General features: G+C 52.8%; 16 protein-coding genes. 8 read left to right on the top strand and 8 right to left on the bottom strand.

Translation table 11 applies throughout. From position 1 onward, the window contains the following. Positions 1 to 25 precede the first annotated feature (25 nt). From KI367_RS10210 to KI367_RS10200, 3 genes are all read right to left on the bottom strand, one after another. Positions 26 to 577, bottom strand: coding sequence for a DUF1854 domain-containing protein (locus KI367_RS10210; RefSeq protein WP_212949411.1), 552 nt, complete (start codon positions 575 to 577; stop codon positions 26 to 28). Beyond that, on the bottom strand, positions 574 to 2,868 hold the full coding sequence (locus tag KI367_RS10205) for an ABC transporter ATP-binding protein (RefSeq protein ID WP_212949409.1): 2,295 nt from the start codon (positions 2,866 to 2,868) through the stop codon (positions 574 to 576). The genes KI367_RS10210 and KI367_RS10205 overlap by 4 nt, the downstream gene beginning before the upstream one ends. A gap of 256 nt (positions 2,869 to 3,124) precedes the next feature. Then, on the bottom strand, positions 3,125 to 3,715 hold the full coding sequence (locus KI367_RS10200; RefSeq protein WP_212949407.1) for a TetR/AcrR family transcriptional regulator: 591 nt from the start codon (positions 3,713 to 3,715) through the stop codon (positions 3,125 to 3,127). Positions 3,716 to 3,898: 183 nt separating this feature from the next. Between KI367_RS10200 and KI367_RS10195 the strand changes: the two genes are divergently transcribed. After that, positions 3,899 to 4,462 carry a hypothetical protein gene (locus KI367_RS10195; protein WP_212949405.1) on the top strand — a complete coding sequence of 188 codons (564 nt, stop codon included), beginning with the start codon at positions 3,899 to 3,901 and terminating at the stop codon, positions 4,460 to 4,462. Positions 4,463 to 4,597: 135 nt separating this feature from the next. Here KI367_RS10195 and fsa read toward each other — a convergent pair whose 3' ends face one another. From fsa to zwf, 3 genes are all read right to left on the bottom strand, one after another. Continuing rightward, positions 4,598 to 5,263 (bottom strand): fructose-6-phosphate aldolase, encoded by a 666-nt coding sequence (gene fsa / locus KI367_RS10190; RefSeq protein WP_212949403.1) that lies wholly within the window; start codon positions 5,261 to 5,263, stop codon positions 4,598 to 4,600. Between the two features lie 42 nt (positions 5,264 to 5,305). Further along, positions 5,306 to 6,199: a phosphogluconate dehydrogenase (NAD(+)-dependent, decarboxylating) gene (gene gnd / locus KI367_RS10185; RefSeq protein WP_212949401.1), complete on the bottom strand. Its 894-nt coding sequence runs from the start codon at positions 6,197 to 6,199 to the stop codon at positions 5,306 to 5,308. 135 nt (positions 6,200 to 6,334) lie between these two features. After that, positions 6,335 to 7,837, bottom strand: coding sequence for a glucose-6-phosphate dehydrogenase (gene zwf / locus KI367_RS10180; RefSeq protein WP_212949399.1), 1,503 nt, complete (start codon positions 7,835 to 7,837; stop codon positions 6,335 to 6,337). Between the two features lie 338 nt (positions 7,838 to 8,175). On the opposite strand from zwf, the gene KI367_RS10175 reads away from it, so the two are divergent. Continuing rightward, positions 8,176 to 8,493 carry a winged helix-turn-helix transcriptional regulator gene (locus tag KI367_RS10175; protein ID WP_036713341.1) on the top strand — a complete coding sequence of 106 codons (318 nt, stop codon included), beginning with the start codon at positions 8,176 to 8,178 and terminating at the stop codon, positions 8,491 to 8,493. 133 nt (positions 8,494 to 8,626) lie between these two features. Here the strand turns inward: KI367_RS10175 and KI367_RS10170 are convergent, their stop codons facing one another. Next, positions 8,627 to 8,965 (bottom strand): DsrE family protein, encoded by a 339-nt coding sequence (locus tag KI367_RS10170; protein ID WP_212949397.1) that lies wholly within the window; start codon positions 8,963 to 8,965, stop codon positions 8,627 to 8,629. Between the two features lie 103 nt (positions 8,966 to 9,068). Beyond that, complete coding sequence (locus KI367_RS10165) at positions 9,069 to 9,998, bottom strand: DMT family transporter (protein ID WP_212949395.1); 930 nt, start codon at positions 9,996 to 9,998, stop codon at positions 9,069 to 9,071. Positions 9,999 to 10,159: 161 nt separating this feature from the next. On the opposite strand from KI367_RS10165, the gene KI367_RS10160 reads away from it, so the two are divergent. From KI367_RS10160 to KI367_RS10135, 6 genes are all read left to right on the top strand, one after another. After that, a complete protein-coding gene (locus KI367_RS10160) occupies positions 10,160 to 11,047 on the top strand; it encodes a LysR family transcriptional regulator (RefSeq protein WP_212949393.1) in 888 nt (295 codons plus the stop codon). Between the two features lie 65 nt (positions 11,048 to 11,112). Then, positions 11,113 to 11,748, top strand: a complete 636-nt coding sequence (gene udk / locus KI367_RS10155; protein ID WP_212949391.1) for a uridine kinase — start codon at positions 11,113 to 11,115, stop codon at positions 11,746 to 11,748. Between the two features lie 347 nt (positions 11,749 to 12,095). Further along, positions 12,096 to 13,421: an ABC transporter substrate-binding protein gene (locus tag KI367_RS10150; RefSeq protein ID WP_212949389.1), complete on the top strand. Its 1,326-nt coding sequence runs from the start codon at positions 12,096 to 12,098 to the stop codon at positions 13,419 to 13,421. A gap of 144 nt (positions 13,422 to 13,565) precedes the next feature. Beyond that, positions 13,566 to 14,459 carry a carbohydrate ABC transporter permease gene (locus tag KI367_RS10145; RefSeq protein ID WP_212949387.1) on the top strand — a complete coding sequence of 298 codons (894 nt, stop codon included), beginning with the start codon at positions 13,566 to 13,568 and terminating at the stop codon, positions 14,457 to 14,459. Then, entirely contained in the window at positions 14,459 to 15,292 is an 834-nt protein-coding gene (locus KI367_RS10140) for a carbohydrate ABC transporter permease (protein WP_052147203.1), read from the top strand. The genes KI367_RS10145 and KI367_RS10140 overlap by 1 nt, the downstream gene beginning before the upstream one ends. Positions 15,293 to 15,318: 26 nt before the next feature. Next, a complete protein-coding gene (locus tag KI367_RS10135) occupies positions 15,319 to 17,124 on the top strand; it encodes a cache domain-containing sensor histidine kinase (RefSeq protein WP_212949385.1) in 1,806 nt (601 codons plus the stop codon). The last annotated feature ends 7 nt before the right edge of the window (positions 17,125 to 17,131 follow it).

Genomic DNA, 17,131 nt, shown 5'->3' with positions numbered 1-17,131 from the left:
CGGTTGCTTGCAGGCCTTTCAAAGCCTACATGCATACTTCGATCATCCGGTATTCCTTATCGCTCAAACAGTCCAGTTCGGGAATGATGAACCGGTTGCCGTCCACGTCGACGACGAGCAGGCGGTTCGGCGTCATCAGCTTGACGTTTCCGCCGCCGCTCCGGACCGTAAACCGGCACAGCCCCGACGAGGTTTCCGCTTCCCAATAGGAATAGCCGAATTCCTCCTTCACCGACAGCACCTTCGTGATTTCCGGGGCGAAATACCGCAGCTGCACCTGCTCCTCCAGCAGCTCCTGCGTTTCCTTCGGGAACTCGTCCAGGGAGCGGATCATGCCGACTTCTTCGTTTTCCGCGGTCCGGACCGATAAGTAGATCCGTTTGTTCGTATGGGGAAAAGAGCAGTGGACATAAACGCCCGCATGCAGCTGATCCCCGATTTGTACGTTTAACATCCGTCCTTCCGTGCGGATAAACGTCGTATCCGCCGGCGACAGGTACCGGATTTGGGCCGCGTCCGCCAATCCGGCGCCGCTTTTTTCAGGTTTCTGTACCGCGCCCGTTTCGTTTCGGGTCATGCCGTAATCACCTCTTTCATTTTCAGCGCTTCGTCGTGTTTTTGCACCAGGCCGTAATATGCCCCTTCTTTTTTCATCAGCTGCTCGTGGGTTCCTTCCTCCACGATGGTTCCATGCTCAAGCACGACCAAATAATCGGCGTTTCGGAGCGTCGATAGCCGGTGTGCAATCGCAATCGTCGTTCGGCCCCGGATGAGGGTATCCAGTGCCTCCTGGATTTGCAGCTCCGTTTTCGTATCCAGGGAAGCGGTCGCTTCATCCAGGATCAAAATTTTCGGATTATGCAAAATCGCCCGCGCGATGCTGAGCCGCTGCTTTTCGCCCCCTGACAGGTTATGCCCGCCCGTGCCGACGATCGTGTCGTAGCCTTCCGGCAGCTTTTCGATGAAGTCATGCGCTCCGGCGATCTTGGCGGCATGGACCAAGTCCTCCAGCGTGCAGTCCGGGTCGGCGTAGGCGATGTTTTCGGCGATGCTGCCCGACATGACGTACACGTCCTGGGATACGATGCCGATATGCTTGCGCAGCGAAGCCATGGACAGATCCTTGATGCGGATGCCGTCGATCCGGATCTCTCCTTCATTAACGTCGTAAAGCCTTGGGATGAGGTTGACGAGCGTCGATTTGCCCGCCCCCGAGTGTCCGACGACCCCGATCATCTGGCCGGGACGCGCATGCAGGGATACTCCCTTCAAAATAGCCTTGTTCGGCTCGTAACCGAAGGTGACGTTTTTGATCTCGATTTCGCCCTTCATGTCCGAAAGCTGGACGGCATCCGGCTTTTCCGCAACGTCCGGCACCGCGTCGTGAATCTCGAAAATCCGCTGGGCGGCGGACATGCAATACGACCACCAGTTGACGATGTTGTTCATGAACTGGATCGGACCGTACAGTAGCAGCATGTAGTTAATAAAGGTCATCACTTTCCCGAACGTAAAGTCGCCCTGCATCACCCTCCAGCCGCCAAAAGCCCAAATCACGATGCCGCCGACCTGCGTTAATATGTTTAATACCGGAAACAACGTGACGCCCATTTTGTTGAACGACTGTTCCGCCTCGGAAAAGGCGCCGCTGGCCCGGCCAAAACGGGCATTCTCCGTCTGCTCCTTCCCGAAAGCCTTGACGACCCGCGTCCCGCGGATCGTATCGCTGATGATGGCATTCATCGCCGCGACCCGTTTATGCCTGCGGATGGACAGGCGCCACAGCTTGGGAAACGCTTTCCGAACAAGCCAAAACACGAGCGGAAGCGGCAGCAGGCACAGCACCGTCAGCTTCCAATCCATGATGAGCAGCACCGTGACGATCCCGACGATGTTCATCGCGTTTACGACGAAATAAGAAATACCGTCCACGAAAAAATACTGCAGCTCGGTTGCGTCATTATTGACCCGCGTCATGAGCTGCCCCGTCTGCTTTTTCTCGAAAAAGCTCAAGGAAAGCCGCTGCATCGCCTGAAACACGCTCGATTTCAAATCAAAGGCGATGTTTGCGGCCATCTTCGCGTTAATCACCCCGTAGAGCACCCCGAACAGCAGCGACAAGGTCCGAAACACGATGATCAGCAAGATGACGAGCCCGATTTTGCCCGCAAAAGCCCCTTCTCCGCCGAGCGCCTGGTCGAACAGCAGCGTCCCCTGCAAATAAGGGATGACGAGCCCCGTTCCGGAACCGAGCAGCATAAACAGCACGATCCAAAACATCGAAGCCTTGTACCTGCCCGCAAATGACAGCAGCCTCCCGAATACCGCATGTTTTTTCATGCATTTGGGGCAAACCTTGCGCCCTTCCTCGGGGTAGATCATGCCGCATTTCGGGCACGCGGCGCGCTCGTCGCCGTCCTCCGTCTCCTGTTCCTCCGGTTCCTCGTTTTTCTTCACCTTGGCAAACATTCCCGCCAGCCGCGCTGCCGCCCTCATGTGGCCGTTCGTAAAGGCGGCGATCGCCCGTTCCTCCGGCGCCTTCAACACCACCATGCCGGACGCGACCAGGTTGACGATGGTCAGGGACTCGATTTCCCCGATCGGCAACCGCTCGAACGCCCACCTCCGCTCCCGCGGGGCGGGAGGCTGTTTCGCGCGCGTACCCGCGGCATAACCGCCGTACGTCTTCTCCTGCAAAGGCTCCTCCAAGCTGGCCAGGATCCATACATGCTCGCGGGTAAGCAGCACGTACGTATCCGAGAATTCTCCGTCCAGCGTCCGGTCGCACAGCATCCAGCACAAAACGCCTTCCGGATCGGCGCCATGCCGCTGAAGAACCTTTCCGATTTCTTCTGGAAGCTTATCCATTTGCCCTCCGACTTTTTGGATTAATGTGGATTTCATTTGTTTTAGGTACGAATTATAATACACTCTTTACCGATTCCAATAAAGGGAAAATTTTCTTTAAACGCAAATTATCTTTACAGCCGGTTTTCGTCCGAAAAAAAGCAGCGGAAAGCCTTGGGCGAAAATGAAGCCTCAGACTGCCGCTGCCTTTATTCCGCTATCCGATTGGTCTGCAAGCGCATAAGCCAGCTGCTGCATGTCCCTGCTCCGCCATGCCCTATTTTTCTCCGACCAACCCATAAAAAAACAATTCCATCAACCGGTCCATATTCCTTGCGATGCTTTCCTGTTTCGAAGCCTCCCAATGCCGTCCGAGCTCGTTTTTGTACATGGTAAAGTACAACATGACCGTCTCGTCCGTGTGGTCTTTGCGAATATATCCCTCGTCTTTCCCCATGGCGACAAACTTCATGAAAAATTGCATCATTTTCTGCTCGCTGTAGTCCTCCAGCATCCGCATCAATCCGCTCGCCTCAAAAAACGACGCTTTCTGAAACTGATCCGTTAAAATTTTTAAATTTTTCGCCTCCAGCAGCATGATCTCTTTGGCCTTCTCTGCAAAGGCACGCCCCGAGGCCAAAATGTCCTCGTATTGCTCCAGCTGTTTGTCCAGCCAATCCTTAAACATGTCGGCATACAGCTGCTCTTTGGTTCCAAAGTAGTTGTAAATGGTCGCGGGGGAAACCTTCGCATGTTCGGCGATTTCGTTCACGCTTACCTTCTGAAAACCGTATTTGGAGAACAATTCAAAGGAAGAGCTGTAGATCTGCTCCATTTTGTTCCGTTTCCGTCGTTCGAATCCGTTCATGTTTTGCACCTCATTTGTAGTGTAGCGGATGTTTTGGAGCAATACAATGAAACCAGTACAACATTTATTGCCATTCCCGATCCGAAAATTTATAATATTTTTGTAGTTATTCACTATATATAGTACAAAACCTTGTTCAAAAGGGTTCTTTCAAACCTAAAATGAATGGGAGCGTGCTCGTGCATGAAACCACTTCGGATGCCTTCATTTTTGCATGACGTGTTCGGCGAACGCCAAAGCCTCGGTTCGATTCTAACCGTCCTATTGTTCGGCGGATTGCTGACCGCCGCGTTCTACCTTAGGTTCCCCGGCCTCGGAGAGCATTTGCCCGTATGGCGCGTCACCCTTGCATTGCTGCTCGTTTTCGATGTGTTTTCCGGATGCATCGCCAATTTCACGGCCTCGACAAGCAACTTTTATGCAGCACGCAAAACGAATCGGCTCGTATTCATTGCGATCCATGTTCACATCGTTATCATCGCGCTTCTATTGGATACGGATATGGGGGTTTCGATCGGGGTTTGGGCGTATACCGTCGCCGGAGCGCTCGTCGTCAATGCGCTTATCGGGAAACCCTCGCAGCGGTTTGTCGCCGGCTTGCTCCTGTCTGCCGGACTCGGCTGGGTACCGATGCTGCCGAATCTGCAGCCCCATATGCTCATCGTCAGCTTATTGTTTATGCTGAAAGTGTTATACGGATTTGCGGTCGACCATTATGGGCATGCCAGCCGCGGCACGGGAAAATAAACTTGCGCGGCACTCGAATCCCCTGCGCCCGCAAAAAAGGCCTCCCTCAAGCCGATGCCATTCGACTCGAGGGAAGCCTTTTATTTTAGGATTCGCGAAATCCTTACTTATAATATAGCTAGTAATATAGCTAGCTTATTTCGTTGCGTTTTTCCAGTCGGCAGCAAACTTCTCGATGCCTTGATCCGTCAGAGGGTGCTTCGCAAGCTGCGCGATGACGCTGAACGGAACGGTCGCGATGTGAGCGCCGGCCATGGCTACGCGGGTAACATGGTCCGGATGGCGAACCGATGCCGCGATGATTTGCGTATCCAGGTTGTGGACGCGGAACAGCTCGGCGATTTTCGTTACGAGCAGCACGCCGTCTTCGGAAATGTCGTCCAAGCGGCCCAGGAACGGGGATACATAAGTTGCGCCTGCGCGTGCAGCGAGGAGCGCTTGGTTCACGGTGAAGATCAGGGTAACGTTCGTTTTTACGCCTTTTTTGGAGAGGTAACGGCAAGCTTCAAGACCAGCCAGCGTCATTGGAAGCTTGATCGTGATATTTTTGTCTCCGCCGTTGATCTTGATGAGCTCTTCGGCTTGCGCGATCATGTCTTCTGCGGTTTCGGCATCCGGAGTTACTTCGGCGGATACGGACTCCACTTCAGGAACGGCCTTCAAAATTTCTTCGATGCGGTCTTCGAACTTCACGCCTTCTTTGGCTACGAGGGAAGGGTTGGTCGTTACGCCGGAAAGCACGCCGATTTTGTAAGCTTTTTTGATGTCCTCAAGATTGGCAGTATCGATAAAAAATTTCATGATGCATAACCTCCATATATGTTTATTGTTTAGGATCTGGAATTAGTTCTTCACTACAGCGTGGCCGCCAAATTCGTTGCGAAGCGCTGCAACGACTTTACCCGTAAACGTGTCGTTTTCCAGGGAACGGTAGCGCATCAGCAGGGACATTGCGATGACCGGAGTGGCAGCCTGCAGATCCAGAGCCGTTTCCACCGTCCATTTACCTTCGCCGGAAGATTGCATAATTCCTTTAATTTCATCCAATTTCGCGTCTTTGGCAAATGCTTTTTCCGTCAATTCCATCAGCCAGGAACGGATAACGGAACCGTTGTTCCATACGCGGGCCACTTTTTCGTAGTCAAAATCGAAATCGCTCTTCTCAAGCACTTCGAATCCTTCGCCGATAGCAGCCATAAAGCCGTATTCCACGCCGTTGTGGACCATTTTCAGGAAGTGGCCGCTGCCGGCTTTGCCTGCATACAGGTATCCATTTTCAACCGCCGTGTCTTTGAAGATCGGCTCGACATGGTTCCAAGCTTCTTCGTCGCCGCCGATCATGTAGCAAGCGCCGTTGCGTGCGCCTTCCATGCCGCCGGAAGTGCCCACATCAAGGAAGCTCACGCCGAATTCCTTGAGCTTGTTGTATCTTGCGATCGATTCTTTGTAATGGGAGTTGCCCGCTTCGATGACGATGTCGCCTTTAGCCAGCAGCGGAGTCAGTTCGTCGATGACGGAATCCACCACGGAGTGCGGCACCATGATCCACAAAATTCTTGGCGTTTCCAGCGCTTCAACCAGCTCTTTCAGGCTGGACGTGCCTTTTGCGCCTTTGCTTTCCAATTCTTTGACCGCAGCCGTATTCAGGTCGTAAGCCACGACGCTGTGGTTGTGATCCATCAAGTTTTGTCCCAAGTTCAATCCCATTTTACCCAATCCGATTAATCCGACTTTCATTTGTTTTCCCTCCACACCATATTTTCTATTTATTGGACTCGACCGATCTTTTGACTAATCTTGCATCGTGTCAGGAACCGGTCTTGAGCCCATGTTTTGTTTGTTTGAATCTTGTACAGTATGATTCCTAAAAAATCAGCGCTGAACCGCCAGTTCTTTTTCTTCGGCTTTTTCGCCTTCGACGGGTTTATCCAGCCACCATTTGAATCCGTCCGCCGCAACCAACTGATCGGATGCTTCCGGTCCGTTGGAGCCCGCAGGATAATAAGACAGAGGAATCAGGTCTTGTTCGAACGCGTCCAAAATCGGCTGCACGTACTGCCAGGACAGCTCCACCTCGTCCCAATGCGCAAAGAACGTGGAATCCCCGCGAACCGCATCGTGGATCAAGTTTTCGTAAGCTTCCGGCAAATCGTTGCCGCATTCGTAGAAGTTGATCCGCATCGGTTCCAGCTTTTCGTTGTCCAGCGGATCTTTTTTGTTCAATTGAATAAAGATGCCTTCGTTCGGATTAATTTCGATTACCAGCAGATTAGGGTCATTGTTGGTATTCTGTCCTTTTAGCGGCTCTTTAAATTCAATGACGATGCGCGTAGATTTTTCCTTCATGCGTTTGCCCGTACGGATGTAGAATGGGACTTCGCTCCAGAAATAGTTGTCGATCCACAAGCGGAGCGCGATGAAGGTATCGTTTTTCGATCCGGCCGGAACGCCTGGTTCGTCGATGTAGGCCGGAACGGGTTTGCCGTTGATCTCCCCGGCCGCATACTGGCCGCGAACGACGTTTTGGGCGATGGTTTCCTTATTAAGCGGACGCAGCGATTCCATGACGTTTCTTTTCTTCATGCGGACTTCGCTTGCATCTCCTTTGCGCGGAAGGCGCATGCTAATCATCATCAGCAGCTGAAGCATATGGTTTTGCACCATGTCGCGGATCGCTCCGGAATGATCGTAATACCCTGCTCTTTCTTCAACGCCGACGGTTTCGCTGGCCGTAATTTGGACGTTGGCGATATGGTGATTGGACCAAAGCGCCTTGAGAATCGGGTTCGAAGATTCGAGGATTTCGAGATTTTGGACCATCGGTTTGCCGAGGTAGTGGTCGATGCGGTAAATTTCGCTTTCGTCGAAAGCTTTGCTGAGCTGCGCGTTCAGATGACGCGCCGATTGCAGATCCCGTCCGAACGGTTTTTCGATGACCAGTCGCTTCCAGCCGGTGGTGGAGCCCAGACCGCTGTCCTTGATGTTAAAGGCGATCGTTTCGAAAAACTCGGGCGCTACCGACAGATAGAACAACCGGTTGTCCGGAATGTTCAATTCTTGTTCGCGTTGTTCCACGAGGGTACGCAGCTTGTTGAAATCCTCCAGGTTGCCGGCATCCAGCGCCGCATAACGGACGGTTTCAAGAAAAGCCTTCAACTGCGCCTCGTCGCTTGCCGCTCTTCTCGAAAAAGTCTCCAGCGATTTCGCCACGACTTGTTGAAACTCGGCATGGGTCGTCTCTTTTCTGCCCAACGCGATGATCGAAAACGTTTCTGGCATTTTTTTATCTATATACAAATTAAATAAGGCCGGATAGATTTTACGCTTCGCTAAATCTCCCGTCCCGCCAAACAAGACAAATGTCATATTGTCCATTATTCGATTCCTCCATTCCACCCAAATACTTTGCTACCAGCAGCTCTCTCTTTTTTCTCCGTGCATAGTACAGTATGGTTACTTTTAATAACCCGTTTACTTTAACATCGCCCATATTAAACCTATTTTGTCGAACTGTCAAACTTTTTTTGTCGAAATTATGAACGGCACCCTTACCCCTTTAATGATAGCGCTTTCCGTGATATCATGGTGTTAATTGTCAAGTCGCCATCGTATTTGCAGCACGCTGTGATGTTTGTCATATCCCTGCAAAATGTGTAACCTGATAATATTTAGTAACCATGGTTGGATCTATGGGGCGAAGGAGCGAGCGGAGGATGAACGATGAAAAATACGAAACTTTATGCCAAAAAATCGAAATGGCGCACCAAATCACGGGGAAAAAGTGGGTTAATCTTATTGTTCATACGTTAATGGAAGAGCCCAAGCGTTTCAGCGAAATTCACGCCTATATTCCGGACCTCAGCAAACGCATGCTTAACGAACGGATCAAGGAACTGGAGGATAACGGGATCGTCATTCGCAACGTCATTTCGGACCGGCCCGTGCGGATTGAGTATTCCTTGACGAGAAAAGGAACCGAACTGGGGAGGGCGCTGCAGGCGGTAGAGAAATGGGCCGAAAAGTGGTTGTAGCGATCGGCATGTTTCTTGCAGCGGATTTGACAGCGGTTACAACATCGAACAAGCGCAAATTAACGATATAAACCGAACCTACGCGGTGAAAAAAAAGCTCTGCGCCAACGCCGGCACAGAGCTTTTCGTTTGCTTAAGCCAGGGTCATCACTTCGTAGGCTTCCGCCAGTTCCATAAAATGCCCCATGCTGGAAATCTCCCCGGCCATAAGCTGTTCACGCACGCCGTAATAGTCGACGCAGGTGGCGCAAGCCAGCACCGGAACCCCCCGATCCGTAAGCTCCTTCAAATGAACGGAGGCCAGCGATCGTTCGGTTAAGGCCAGCACGCCCCGGTTGGCGCAAAAAACGGCCGCAGGCAGCTGCTCCCGCTGCTTCAGAAGCGTGAAGAATGTCTCCAAAATTTGCGATCCCAGCTCGCGTTCCCCGTTGCCCAGGCTGTCGGTCGTCAGAAAAATCACTTTATTTTTCATCCAAAGTCCATCCCTTCGGTACTTGAAATCATTTCCTATTCCAACGATAGCCTACGGGCATGAAAAGAGCAACTTCCATGGGAACGGCACGGAAAAGGCGGTTTTACCCGGCAGGGCATTGCCGCTTTTCCGCCCCCGCTCCGCTGCCTTCTACCGCCGCTTGAACCGCTTTTGCGGGCCTTGGCTTGTTGACGAGAAAAATGCCGATCCCCGTGCAAACGGCTCCGGCCAGCACGTACGCATGAAGGGGTTCGCCGAGCAAGAGCCATCCGGAACATAAGCCAAACAGCGGAATCAGGAACAGATACACGTTCGCTTTCCCCGGGTCGCTATTCATCAGGACATAATACCAGGCCACGAATTGGGCGATGGAGCTCATCAGAATCATCCACCCAAGAACGAACAGCTCTTTGCCGAGATGATCCGGATCCCAGGTAAAATGCGGCTGCTCCAATAACGGACCGACAGCCAGCAAAAGCACTCCCCCGATCAGCATTTGATACGCGGCCATCACCCACGTGTCGTATGCCTTGCCCCAGCGGGAAGTAAGGAGCGTTGCCAGCCCCCAAGCCATGCCCGCCCCGATCGCATACCAGAAGCCGCTTTCCAGCTGCACGGTAAAACCCTGCGCGACGGCAACGCCGGCGAAACCGATGAGCACGCCCGCCCATTGCACGGCCCGGTAACGAACACGGTACAACAAGAAGCTGAAAATAATAAACCAGATCGGATTCGTGGAAGATAAAATCGAGGAGCTTCCCGAAGAGATCGTCTTCATGCTCAAATAGATGCCCGCCATCACCAGCGCGGACTGCAGAAGGCCGATGACGGCAATTTTAAGCCAGTCGGCCGCCCGGCGGGGATGCGGGCGCTTCGCAATAAACGGCAGCATCAGCAGGCCCGCGGCAATGAACCGGATCGCCAGCAGCACGAACGGGGAACCGAAAGCCAAAGCCATTTTGCCGACGGGAAAATTGAGGCCGGAAACCAGCATCGCAAACACGGTCAACAGCATGATGCGCAAGTTTCGCATTCGTACGCCACCTTCTTTTCTTTAAGGATTATGTACAGTGTATTTCAGGGCATGTTATCATGTAAAATGATTAAAACCGATGCATTTCATCACTGGAAATGATGATAAGATAAACAACCCTGCTTTGAATGTTGACACTGTGGAAGGAAGGTGGCTAACGCATGGAAAGCGCCGATTTGAAAATATTCCAAGCCGTAGCAAGGGAAGGCAGCATCACGAAAGCGGCGGCCCGGCTCGGATACGTGCAGTCCAACGTCACGGCCCGCATCAGGCATCTCGAGGCGGAGCTGAACACCTCGCTGCTGCACCGGCAAAGCCGCGGCGTATCGCTCACGCCGGCCGGCGAAAATTTGCTGAAATATGCCGACAAAATCGTGTATTTGCTGGATGAGGCGGTCAAGTCCACCCGGAACTCGGAGACGCCGAGCGGCACGCTGCGCATCGGATCGCTTGAAACGACCGCCGCGGTCCAGCTTCCCGTGATGATGCTGGAGTATCACCGGAGTTACCCCGACGTCCAGTTATCGCTGTCCACCGGGCATACCTCGGACCTGGTCAAAAGCGTGCTGGAGTATGAGCTTGACGCCGCATTCGTCAACGGGCCGCAACATCATCCCGATCTGGAGGAGCTGTATGCGTTCGAGGAAGAGATGGTCCTGATCGCGGAACCCGGCGAAACATCGCTGCAATCGGCGCTTGCCAAACCGCAGCTGTTTTTCGGCAAAGGCTGTTATCACCGCAAAACATTGGAACGATGGCTGCAGGAAGAGCATCAGCAGTCGCTGAACAGCATGGAGTTCGGGACGCTGGAGGCAATTTTGGGTGGCGTGTCGGCCGGTCTGGGCGTATCGCTGGTCACCCGTTCCTCCGTTAAAACCTGGGAAGAGGCAGGCAAAATCAGCGTCCTCCCCATTCCGGAAAAATACCGGCGCTCCGTGGTCAGCTTCGTGTTCCGGCGCGATTTGTTCCGCACCAGCGCGTTTAATGCATTCGTCGAATTGATGTCGCGATTTTCGGCGCAAGGCGCCGCAAATGTGATTTTGGGGTGAAAAAAGGGCCGGGCTATGCTACAATACTGGACGGCAAATCGATCAGGGAGGTTTATATTCAAGCCATGCTCATTATAGGTATCGCCGGCGGAACAGGGTCCGGCAAAACGACGGTAGCCCGCTCCGTCATCGACCGTCTAGGTACGGGCAAAGTGACGTTCATATCCCAGGATAATTATTATAAAGACCACAAGCATCTCACGCTCGAGGAACGGGCGCATATCAACTATGACCATCCGTTCGCTTTCGACAACGAGCTTTTGATAGAGCATCTTGCCCTTCTCCGCGACGGCCAACCGGCGTATGCTCCGGTATACGACTTTACCGTCCATGCCCGTTCGGAGACGGAAACGGTTGAGCTTAAGCCGAACAACATCGTCATCATCGAAGGCCTTCATGTATTGTCCGACGAAAAGCTTCGAGAAATGCTGGACATCAAGGTGTTCGTCGACACCGATCCGGACGTCCGCATTTTGCGCCGCGTCGTGCGCGACATCGAGGAGCGCGGCCGCTCCATCCAGTCGGTGCACCAGCAGTATTTGACGACGGTGAAGCCGATGCACGAAGCCTTTATCGAACCTTCCAAAAAATACGCCGACCTGATCATCCCCGAAGGCGGGCAAAACGAGGTCGGGATCCAGCTCCTGTCGATCCTGACGGAAAAATTCCTGTCGGGCGACCGGGACTGGTCCGATTATTAAGAACATACTTCAACAAGTTCCCCCGAACCGGCGAACTTACGACAGCCCCCGTGCGCTTCAGGCGTGCCGGGGGCTGTTTGCCGTTTGCGGCTTGCGGACGGCGCCGGTGCTCCCCCTTGCCAGGCTAGTCCCGCCCAACATATCATGGTTGAATGATCCTCTTTATGGTTATGATCCGCTTTTTTATCGTACTCTGTTATTATTTTGTTAGTTTATGTTGCTTGTCAACGATTTCAATTTGCACAAAAATAGACAATAAATAACAAACCAGTACATTTCAAATCCAGCGAACAAACGTTAAAATAAGCCTGTAAACGCTATCAAACAAAGAAATGGGGAGAACAAGGATGAAAAAAAGATCATATTACTTGTTAGCTTTTGTTATTATCCTGTCGACGATCCTATCCGCCTGCGGTTCCAGCGGCGATGGCAAAACCTCCGAAACCGGCAACGGATCCTCCACCCCGACAGAGGGAAACCAAACCGGAGGAGAAGCGAAAACCGGGGACGGAACCGATATCAGCGGAAAGATAACGTTTCTGACCAACCGTACCGACATGATCGGCAAAGAGTATGACGAATACTTGAAACGCTTCAACGAAAAATATCCGAACATCAAAGTCGAATTCGAAGCTTCCCAGACGGACTACAACCAGCAGGCGAAAGTCCGCATGGCCGGCGACGAACTGCCCGACGTGATGTTTATCCCTACCATTCCGAATTCCGATCTTCCGAAATACTTTTTGCCGCTCGACGATTTGGGCTTGAACGACAACATGACGTTCAAAGATTTCAAAGCCTTCGACGGAAAGGTGTACGGCCTCTCCAGCGGCAACTCCACTTCGGGCATCGTATACAACAAAAAAGCTTTTGCCGATGCGGGAATCACCGAAATCCCAAAAACCTGGGACGAATTCCTTGCCGCTTGCGAGAAGCTGAAGCAAAAAGGCATCGTGCCGCTCGCTTCGAACTTCAAAGACAAATGGCCGCTTAACAACTGGGTCTACGACCTGCCCCGGGTCATCGAAAACAATCCGGATTTCCCGAACGCCAAGCTGAACACCGATACGCCGTTTACGATGGATAACGGTTACGGCAAGGCGCTCAGCCTGATCCGCGAGCTGAATGAAAAAGGATATCTCGAAAAAGACATCAACTCCACCAACTGGGAGCAGTCCAAAAAGGACGTCGCTTCAGGCAAGTTCGCCATGTATTTCCTCGGAAACTGGGTCATCAACCAGGTGATCGGAGCCGGAACGACGGCCGACAACGTCGGATTTTTCCCTCTCCCTTACGATAATTCCGGAACGGTGAGAGCGGCCCTGAGCCCGGATTTCTTCTACGCGGTCTCGAAAAACAGCAAGTCCCCGGAAGCGGCCAAAGCCTTCGTAAAATGGATGCTGGAAGACTCCGGATACGCGGATTTCGCCGGATTCATTCCGCCGCTGAAGGATAAGGAATCCACGCTGGCCCAATTGAAAGAATTCAAGGCCACCGGCGTCGAGCTTCAGGAAGGCACTCCGGACAACATGGACGTCGCCAACATTTCCAACAAAGCCCAACTCGATTTGCCGGCCCTCGCCCAGGAATTCGTGCTTGCCAAAGATCCGCAAAGCGTGCTCGACAAATGGAACAAAGCCTGGGCCAAAGCCAAAAAGGACCTCGGCAAATAAGCATTCGCCAATATCAACCCTGCCCGCTTTAAATAACGGTTCGAAGCAAAATGGATTATCCGTCACGGCGATAATCCATTTTGTTTCCCGTCTTTTCGGCGCGGCCGGACAGCAAAAGCTTTTGGCAGAAAGAAGGTATGCAAGATGTTTTCATCGCTTTCGTACAACAAACAAAAAACGATCGTGATCGTCTCTTTCCTGTTGATTCCGTTGATCCTTCTGGCGACGTTCACGTATTATCCGGCAGTCAAGCTCATTTATTACAGCTTCACCAATTGGGACGGGTACAGCCCGGAAAAACCTTGGGTCGGACTGGACAATTATAAAGAGGTGTTTTCCAATCCGGACATTTTCAAGGTTTTTGAGCATAACTTCGCTTATTTTGTCATGGGGATCATTCAAAACATCATCGCCATTTATTTTGCCGTGGTCTTGAACAGCAAGCTTCGCGGCCGCAACCTGTTTCGGATCCTCCTGTTCCTGCCTTACATCATGAACGGCGTTGCGGTTGCCTTTATGTTCGGTTACGTGTTCGACACGACCAACGGTTCGCTGAACCTGTTCCTGAACAGCCTCGGATTGACCTCTCTCGGGGAGACGAGCTGGCTCGGTACCGATGGGCTAGTCAACTATTCGCTGGCTTCGACGGGATTATGGCGTTTTATGGGATATAACATGGTCATCTATATCGCTTCGCTGCAGGCGATCCCGCGGGATCTGTACGAGGCGGCGAAAATCGACGGGGCCAATTCGTGGCAGACGTTATGGAAAATCACGCTCCCGAACATGAAACCCGTGATCCAGCTGAATTTGTTCCTCACCGTCACGGGGGCGCTGGAAGTGTTCGATCTGCCGTTCGTGCTGACCAAAGGCGGCCCGGCAGGCGCCAGCGAAACCTACGTGCAGCGGGTCGTCGATACGGCCTTCGCCTACAACAATTACGGGCTTGCATCGGCCATGAGCGTCGTCCTGCTCGGGTTTGTGGTGATCGTGCTTGCCGTACAACAGTTCGTTCTCAGCAGAGGAGGCAATAAGTGATGAAACCATCCCGTTTTCGCGTGCAGGACCTGATTAAATACATCACGCTTCTGATCGGCGTTTTTGTCGTTTTTTTTCCGCCCTACGTCGTCATCGTCAACGCATTCAAATCGAAGGACGAGTTCAACGCCAGCAGCTCCATTTCGCTGCCGCACAGCTTTTTCAATTTCGAAAATTTCAACATCGTGTTTGAACGCGGCGGCCTGCTCAGCGGCTTCGGCAACATCCTCGTCATCATCGTCGTTTCCCTGGCCCTGAATATTTTGTTCGGCACCATGGTCGCCTACGCCCTCGGCCGCTTCTCCTTCAAGCTGAAGCCCGTCGTGTTCGGCGCGTACCTGATCGCCACCATCATTCCGAGCATTACGACCCAGGTCGCCACCTTCGGCATCATCAAAGGCATGGGACTGTACAACACGCTGGCCGCGCCCATTGTGCTGTACATCGGGGCGGACGTGATTCAAATCATCCTGTATCTGCAGTTCATCCGAAACATCCCGTACGACTTGGACGAAAGCGCCATGGTGGAAGGAGCCTCCTTGTTCAAAATTTACCGGTCCATCATTTTTCCGCTCCTGACGCCGGCAACCGCCACGCTGGTCATCTTGAAGACCATCAGCATCTATAACGACATGTACATTCCGTACCTCTACATGCCGAAGCAAAGCCTGGGCGTCGTCACGACGGTCCTCATGCGGTTCCAGGGTGTCAACACGGCCGACTGGAATTTGATCTGCGCCGCCATTTTGCTTATTTTGCTGCCGACGGTCATATTGTACATTTTCCTTCAGCGGTATATCTTTGAAGGAGTCACCAGCGGAGCGGTGAAATAAATCAAAGCATCAGGGGGAGAACTCGCATGATTCGTCGGATCGGCCGGATGATACGCAAGGGATGGGTGTTTCTTGCCAACCTTTCACTGGAGAAAAAGCTGATTCTTATTTTCGTTTTTCTGCTGTCGCTGCCCATCACCTACGTCAGCTATCTTTCGGCGCGCTCCACCTTCGATTCGGTTTTGCAAAACGCCACGAACAATGCGATCCAAATGGCCGTCAACGCGTCGAACACGACCGACAGGTACGTTGCCGACCTGAAGCGTTCGACCGCCCTTCCCCTTTACAATTCCGACGTCCAATATTATTTGGAGCAGGAGACGACCGACTGGGGAAAAAACGTTGCCATGGGGATGTTCCTCAGCTATTTGAGCCACACCAAAAAAGAGATCGCCGCCGTTTATCTGGTCGACCGTTACGAGCATATCTTTTTCGACAAAAGGCCGGATATTACGGAGCTGTCCACGAAAGATCAGCTGGGCACCTGGAAAAGGCTCGTTGACCAGCAGTCCGGGGCGCACCCCATTCTGATGGGAAGGCATTCGATCCGGGTGAACGGCAACAAGGAAAAGGCCGTTTTCAGCGTGCTGCGCACGGTGAAATCGGCGAGCACCCTTCAGGATATCGGGATTATCGTATTCGACATCGACATCGGGCTGTTCCAGGACATCGCGGAGCCGATGGACCGGGTCACCCAAGGCTCCTCCTTAATCCTGGATGAACAGGGCAAGCTGGTCTATGCCAGCGGGGATCCCGGGACCGTCAACGCGCGGCAGTCGGAACTGATGTCGATGAGGCAAAGCCGGCAAACCGGCTATTTCGAATCGGAAATCGACGGAAAAAGCTATTTGACCGTTTATGTGGTGTCGGAGCAGACGGGCTGGACCACGTCGGTTTCGATTCCGCTCGCCAAAATTTTGTATAAGGTCAAGCAAAACAGCACCACGCTGATCGTTACGACGCTGCTGCTGCTCAGCATTGCGCTGATTGCCGCCACCTTCTTCTCCCATGCGCTGACCAAGCCGCTGAAGTCGATGGTGCGTTATATGAGGCAGGTACAGCACGGGAACCTGAACGTTTGGATCACCACCCGGTACGAGGACGAAATCGGCATGCTCGGAAGCCATTTTAACCGGATGATTTTGCGGGTCAAAGAACTGCTGAACGAAATCAAGGCCACGGAAAAGCGGAAGCAATTGGCCGACATGCGGGCGCTGCAAAGCCAGATCAATCCTCATTTCATCTACAACACCCTGGAGTCGATCCGCATGCTGGCGGAAATCAACGATGACCCGCAGGTGGCCAAGCTGACTTACCTGCTCGGGACCCAGCTGCGGTACAGCATCGTCCGTGGCGAAGAAACGGTGACCATAGCCCAAGAGCTTGAGCACGTCCAACATTATTTCGATCTTCTGTCCATCCGGTTCCCGGGAAAATTCAAGCTGACGATCGATGTCCCCGAGGCGTTTCGCGGGCTTCCGGTATTGAAGCTGATTTTCCAGCCCATCGTCGAAAACGCCGTGTTTCACGGGCTGGAGCGCAAGCCGGGCACGGGCACGGTTTCGATTGCCGCCTGGAAGGAACGCGAGCACGTCATTTTCCGGGTTCAAGACGACGGCGTCGGAATGGACGGGCAAAAATTGCTTGCGCTGAACGCCAGCTTGAGAGAGACGGATGCCGGCGGATCGTTCGGCATCGGCATCCACAACGTCAACGAACGGATCCGTCTGCATTACGGCCACGGATGCGGCCTGCAGGTTCACAGCGAACCGGGGGCCGGGACGAGCGTTTTGATCAAAATCAAGGAAAAACTGCCCGATGACGGGGAATGATTCCGGC

Origin of the sequence: Paenibacillus cookii, assembly GCF_018333375.1 — a bacterium.
In the GTDB taxonomy this organism is placed as follows: domain Bacteria; phylum Bacillota; class Bacilli; order Paenibacillales; family Paenibacillaceae; genus Paenibacillus_AQ; species Paenibacillus_AQ cookii.
Note: the sequence above shows the minus strand (reverse complement) of the source record. Positions and strands in the feature narration are given on the sequence as shown.